The 6,046-nt window shown below is 63.1% G+C and carries 6 protein-coding genes; 3 read left to right on the top strand and 3 right to left on the bottom strand.

Annotated elements, in window-relative coordinates:
• Nucleotides 1–840: ABC transporter permease (locus tag EN884_RS22090; protein ID WP_128360736.1), on the bottom strand; the 840-nt coding region annotated here is incomplete at its 3' end.
• 76 nt (nucleotides 841–916) lie between these two features.
• Here EN884_RS22090 and dgcA point away from each other — a divergent pair.
• Nucleotides 917–1,900, top strand: coding sequence for an N-acetyl-D-Glu racemase DgcA (dgcA, locus tag EN884_RS22085; RefSeq protein ID WP_063167912.1), 984 nt, complete (start codon nucleotides 917–919; stop codon nucleotides 1,898–1,900).
• On the opposite strand, the gene EN884_RS22080 is transcribed toward dgcA, so the two are convergent.
• The gene (locus tag EN884_RS22080) at nucleotides 1,871–3,085 is read right to left on the bottom strand and encodes an MFS transporter (RefSeq protein ID WP_063167911.1); all 1,215 of its coding nucleotides are present in this window, start codon (nucleotides 3,083–3,085) and stop codon (nucleotides 1,871–1,873) included. The genes dgcA and EN884_RS22080 overlap by 30 nt on opposite strands.
• 123 nt (nucleotides 3,086–3,208) lie before the next feature.
• Nucleotides 3,209–4,024 carry a UDP-2,3-diacylglucosamine diphosphatase gene (locus EN884_RS22075; RefSeq protein WP_082826451.1) on the bottom strand — a complete coding sequence of 272 codons (816 nt, stop codon included), beginning with the start codon at nucleotides 4,022–4,024 and terminating at the stop codon, nucleotides 3,209–3,211.
• A 118-nt stretch (nucleotides 4,025–4,142) separates the two neighbouring features.
• Here EN884_RS22075 and EN884_RS22070 point away from each other — a divergent pair, with 118 nt between their 5' ends.
• A complete protein-coding gene (locus EN884_RS22070; protein WP_063167910.1) occupies nucleotides 4,143–4,922 on the top strand; it encodes an SDR family oxidoreductase in 780 nt (259 codons plus the stop codon).
• A 177-nt stretch (nucleotides 4,923–5,099) separates the two neighbouring features.
• A partial coding sequence (locus EN884_RS22065; RefSeq protein WP_281034834.1) for a malic enzyme-like NAD(P)-binding protein occupies nucleotides 5,100–6,046 on the top strand: 947 nt, incomplete at its 3' end.

Here is a 6,046-nt window from a genome sequence, read left to right as displayed (position 1 = left end):
CGGAAAGACCAGGACGCCGATCGGGTTGAGCCCGATGACCTTCAGCGCGTCGACCTCCTCGCGCATCTTCATCGAGCCGATCTCGGCGGTGATCGCGCTGCCGGAGCGGCCGGCGATCATGATCGCCGTCATCAGCACGCCGAGTTCGCGCAGGATCAGCACGCCGACGAGGTCGACGACGAAGATATCGGCGCCGAAATAGCTGAGCTGATAGGCGCCCTGCTGGGCGACGATGGCGCCGACGATCGCCGACATCAGCACCACCACCGGAATGGCGCCGACGCCCATACGGTCGATCTGGTTGAAAATCGCCGCCGGGTTGACGGCATGGCCACGGCCGAGCTTCATCTGCGCGCCACGGATGGTGGCGCCGAGGATGTTCATCGAGGCCAGAAAATCGTCGCGCATCTCGTAGACCCGGCGGCCAACCGCCTCCAGCGCGCGAATGACGATGTTGGGCGGTCGCACCGGGCCGGATTCGGGTTCGCGCCGCACGGCCTCGCCGACAGCTTCGAGCAGGATCGAAGCGATCTCGCTCTGGCCTTGCATCTGGATTTCGACACCCTTCTTCTCGAAGGCGCTGACCAGCCGGTCGATCAGCCAGGCGCCGGCAGTGTCCATCTTCTCGATCTTGGAAACATCGAGCGCCAAGATTTTGAAGCCGCTTCGCTTTTCGATCTTGCGCATGTCGGCGTCGACGAGTGCAACGGTCCGTGTCGTCCAGATTCCGGAGAAAGCGCAGCCAAGAACGCCGTCCTCCTCGCCGATCGCCACGCGCGGTTCGTGGTCAGCCTCCCCTGCGGTCGTGCCGCTTGCGTCGCGCTTGCCGATGGTCAACATGGCGTCCTGTTTAGCCTGACGGGTCTGACCTGTCGATTTGCCGACAACGCTTGTCGCACAGCAGGAGCAGAAAAATATGGCGCGTGTCATTTCGGTCGAGGCCGAGCGTTTTCCCATCGCCGGAACCTTCACCATTTCGCGCGGTTCCAAGACCGAAGCCGAAGTGATCTCCTGCACGATCAGCGACGGCGGCCATTTCGGCCGCGGCGAATGCGTCCCCTACAAGCGCTATGGCGAGACGATTGAGGGCGTGCGCGAGGCGATCGACGCCATGCGCGGCCGGATCGCCGATGGCATCAGCCGCAGCGCCTTGCTCGATGCCATGCCGGCCGGAGCCGCCCGCAACGCCTTAGACTGCGCCCTATGGGATCTGGAGGCGAAGCTCAGCGGAACATCGGTGGCGGTTGCGATAGGTGCTGTTCCCTTGCAGGCGCTCGAAACCGCCTACACGCTGTCGCTGGGCGAGCCGGAGGCGATGGCGGCGCAGGCCCGCGCCAATGCGGCGCGGCCGCTGCTCAAGGTCAAGATCGGCGGCGACAACGACATTGCCCGCATCCGGGCGGTCAGGCAGGCAGCGCCAGACAGCCGCATCATCCTCGACGCCAATGAGGGCTGGAGCGACGACAACATCGTTGCGAACCTCGCCTTTGCCGCCGAACAAAGCATCGCGCTGATCGAACAGCCGCTGCCGGCCGGTCATGACGAGATCCTGCGCCATATCGCCCATCCGGTGCCGATCTGCGCCGATGAAAGCGTGCACGAGGCTAAGAATCTCGAAGCGCTTGTCGGTCTTTACGATGCCGTCAACATCAAGCTCGACAAGTCGGGGGGCCTGACGGCGGCACTGGTGCTGCGCGATCGCGCCCGCGAACTCGGTTTCGGCGTGATGGTCGGCTGCATGGTCGGCACCTCATTGGCGATGGCGCCAGCGGTGCTGCTTGCCCAGCATGCCGATTTCGTCGACCTCGACGGTCCGCTGCTGCTTGCCCGCGACCGGGTACCGGGCCTTGTCTACCAGGGATCGCTGGTGTCACCGCCCGATACGGCGCTCTGGGGCTGAGCGCGCAGCAAGGCCGATCAGCGCCAGTCCGATCAACGCAATCGGGATCATGGCAAAGAAGCCGTCGACACCGAGACGGTCGTAGAGCGGGCCGGACGCCAGCGTCACCACCGCCATGAAGAAGCCGTTGGAGAAATAGGCAATGCCTTGCGCGGCACCTGTCCGCTCCTCGGAGATCGTTTCGCCGATCATCTTCTGCAGCCCGATCAGCCCCAGCGCCACCGAGACCGAGTGCAGCGACTGGACAGCGAAGAAGCCGGGAATGCCGAGGCCGAGCGGCCAGACCAGCGGAAAGGCGATCCAGCGCACGATGGAGCCGATTCCGGCCATCACCATGACCGACACGACGGAGAACCGGCCGAAAAAGCGGGTGAACATCATGAACATGCAGACTTCCGACACCACGCCCCAAGCCCATAAGAGACCGACTACCGAATCGCCGAGGCCGATCGACTTCCAGTAGATGGAGACGAAACCGTAGAGGAATGCGTGGCTGGCGGTGATGACGCCGACGCCCGTGGAAAAATACAGGAAATACGGGTTGAGAAGCTTCGGCGCTGAATGCTGGATGTCGGTGGCCGACAGCGGCGAGGCGCGCCGCGGACGGCCAAGGCGCGGCGCCAGCAGGCCGGCGGCAAGGGCGGCGGCAAACGCCACCAGAATGATAACCGGAACGGCTTGTGAACCGGTTACCGACAGAATGAAGCCGCCGGCGATATTGGCGAACAAATAGGAAATCGAGCCCCATTTGCGCATGCTTGTGTAGTTCGAACCGAAGCGGCGGACACCCGAAAGAGCCAGCGAATCGGCGATCGGCGAATGCGGCGTCCAGACGATGGTCAGCGTCAGCGAGACCGCCAGCACCATCGCATAGGTGGGTGTCAGGAAATAACCTGCCGACAAAAGCAGCGACGCAGCCATCAGCGCGACATAGACATCGGCGCGGTCCCTGGCACGGTCGGCCAGCGCGGTCAGCAGCGGCGTCGTCACCACGCGCAGGAACATCGGCGCCGCCAGAATGACCGCGATCTGCTCGGCATGAAAACCCTTGGCCTGCAGCCACAACGGAAAATACGGCAAATGCGTTCCGAGCGGCACGAAAAGCGTCGCGAACATCAGGCTCATGCGCAGTTCGAAATGGCGCGGCTTGACGAGTTGTTCGGGCGAGAGCTGCGGCAGGGACATGAATCGATCCAATCGCGCTGTATTCGGCCGGAGGGCAACGCGTATCGATCCCTTAACATGGACGAAAACCGGACGAAACCGGTTGGACTAATTGATTGATTCCGAAGCCGAAAGGACTTCGGACTAGGCCGCCTGCCCTACCCGGTCCTCGATGAGCAGCGGGATAAAGGGCTCGTCCGGCACCTCGGGCAGCACCTGCGCCCAAGTCAGGATTTCCATGCGGCCGTCAAAATGCTCGACCACAGCCGTACAACTTTCCACCCAGTCGCCGGTGTTGATGTACTGGACATCGCCAAAATTTTCGATGACGGCATGATGGATGTGGCCGCAGATGACGCCATCGACATGCGAACGGCGCGCCTCGTCGGCAAGCATGGTCTGGAACGAGCCGATGAAGTTCACCGCCTTCTTGACGTTGTGCTTGGCCCAAGACGAAAAGGACCAATAAGGCAGGCCGAGCAGCTGGCGCAGCCGCGTCACCACGCGGTTGACCAGCATGGCCGCGTCATAGGCGTGGTCACCGAGATAGGCGAGCCAGCGCGCATTGTGGACCACGGTGTCGAACTGGTCGCCATGGATGACGAGCAGCCGCTTGCCGTCGGCGGTCTCGTGGATGGCGCGATCGGCAACGACGATGCCGCCGAAATGCACGCCCTGGAACTGGCGGGCGAACTCGTCATGGTTGCCGGCGATGTAGGTGATGTTGGCGCCCTTGCGCGCTTTGCGCAGCAGTTTCTGCACGACGTCGTTGTGGCTTTGCGGCCAATGCCAGCTCCGTCGCAGCCGCCAGCCATCAACGATGTCACCCACCAGATAGATGATATCGGCATCGTGATATCGAAGGAAATCGATCAGGAACTCGGCCTTGGCCGCCTTCGAGCCCAGATGGACGTCGGAAATGAACATGCTGCGGAAAGTGCGGGGCTCTTGGCCGGACATCGCGATTTCACCGTTGCTTTCGCGAGCCTATGCCCCGATTCATGCAACAATCGTATGACGGTTGCGATTGGTCCAGCCGAAGGACTAGCTTGCCGGCCAAATCACAGGAGAAATCGTCATGGATCTTGGTATCCGCGGAAAGAAGGCCATCGTCTGCGCTTCGAGCAAGGGACTTGGGCGCGGTTGCGCCGTGGCGCTGGCGGAAGCCGGCTGCGACGTCGTCGTCAACGGACGCAATGCCGAGCTGGTGGCGAAAACCGCCGCTGAGTTGCGCGAGCGCTATGGCGTCACGGTGACGGAAGTCGTCGGCGACGTCTCGAAGCCGGAGGTGCAGAAGGCGCTGCTCGTGGCTTGCCCCGAGCCGGACATCCTGGTCAACAACAATGGCGGACCGCCGCTTCGCGACTTCCGCACGCTCGATCGCGAAAAGATCCTCGAAGGCGTTACCCAGAACATGGTGACTCCGATCGAGCTCGTGCAGGCCGTGCTGGACGGCATGGCGGCGCGCGGCTTCGGTCGCATCGTCAACATCACCTCGCTGTCGGTCTATGTGCCCATTCCCGGCCTCGACCTGTCGTCCGGCGCGCGTGCCGGCCTGACCTCGTTCCTTGCCGGCGTGGCCAGAACGGTTGTCGACCGCAACGTCACCATCAACAGCCTTCTGCCGGGCAAGCTCGACACCGACCGGCTGCGCGGCCCGCATGAGGCCGGCACAGTCGAAAGCCCTCAGGCCGCAGCCGCGCGCAAGACCCGCATCAGCGCCGATGTTCCGGCCAAGCGGCTCGGCACGCCGGAGGAATTCGGCCAGATCTGCGCCTTCCTGTGCTCGGTCCACGCCGGCTATCTGACCGGGCAGAACATACCGGTCGATGGTGGTCTTTACGTCAGCGCCTTTTGATCAACTTATCCGTGAAACGGTCGGATCCGTCCGTCAGACAATCGTTATAAGTATTTGATTGTTCAATACTTTCTACGCGCCGCCGGGTATTGCCGCCGGCGCGTCAATTAGCGTCGCGAAAAACCACGGCTGCATGCTAAAAGGGAATCTCCAGGCAGATTTCGAGGGAGCGGCCGCATGGAAGGCGAGAGCAAAAAGACGGCACGTTCGGACCTCGACGAAGCCGCCCTCTACTTCCACAAGCACCCAAGGCCGGGAAAGCTCGAGATACAGGCGACCAAGCCGCTCGGCAATCAGCGCGACCTCGCGCTCGCCTATTCCCCCGGCGTCGCCGCCCCCTGCCTGGAAATCCGCGACGATCCGGCGACCGCCGCCGACTACACCGCACGCGCCAATCTGGTCGGTGTCGTCACAAACGGATCGGCCGTGCTCGGCCTCGGCAATATCGGCCCGCTGGCCTCCAAACCGGTCATGGAAGGCAAGGCCGTCCTGTTCAAGAAGTTCGCCGGCATCGATGTCTTCGACATAGAGATCGACGCGCCCGCTATCGAGCGCATGGTCGAGACGATCTCGGCCCTCGAGCCGACCTTCGGCGGCATCAATCTCGAGGACATCAAGGCGCCGGAATGCTTCGAGGTCGAGGAACAGCTGAAGGCCCGCATGGGCATACCGGTGTTCCACGACGACCAGCACGGCACCGCCATCATCGTCGCTGCCGCCGTGCTCAACGGGCTGGAGTTCGCCGGCAAGACCATATCGGACATCAAGATCGTCACCTCCGGCGCCGGGGCTGCCGCCCTTGCCTGCCTCAACCTGCTGGTCTCGCTCGGCGCCAAGGTCGAAAACATCTGGGTCACCGACCGTTTCGGCGTCGCCTACAAGGGCCGCACCGATGAGATGGATCGTTGGAAAGACCCCTATGTGAAGGACACCGAGGCGCGCACGCTGGCCGACGTCATTTCGGGCGCCGACGTCTTCCTCGGCCTGTCGGCGGCAGGCGTACTGAAGCCGGAACTGCTCCAGCACATGGCGCCGAAGCCGCTGATCCTGGCGCTGGCCAACCCCAATCCGGAGATCATGCCGGAAATAGCGCGTGCAGCGCGTCCGGATGCGATGATCTGCAC

It is taken from the genome of Mesorhizobium sp. M7A.F.Ca.AU.001.01.1.1 (assembly GCF_004022735.1).
Taxonomy (GTDB): domain Bacteria; phylum Pseudomonadota; class Alphaproteobacteria; order Rhizobiales; family Rhizobiaceae; genus Mesorhizobium; species Mesorhizobium ciceri.
This window is presented reverse-complemented; position numbering and strand designations above follow the sequence as displayed.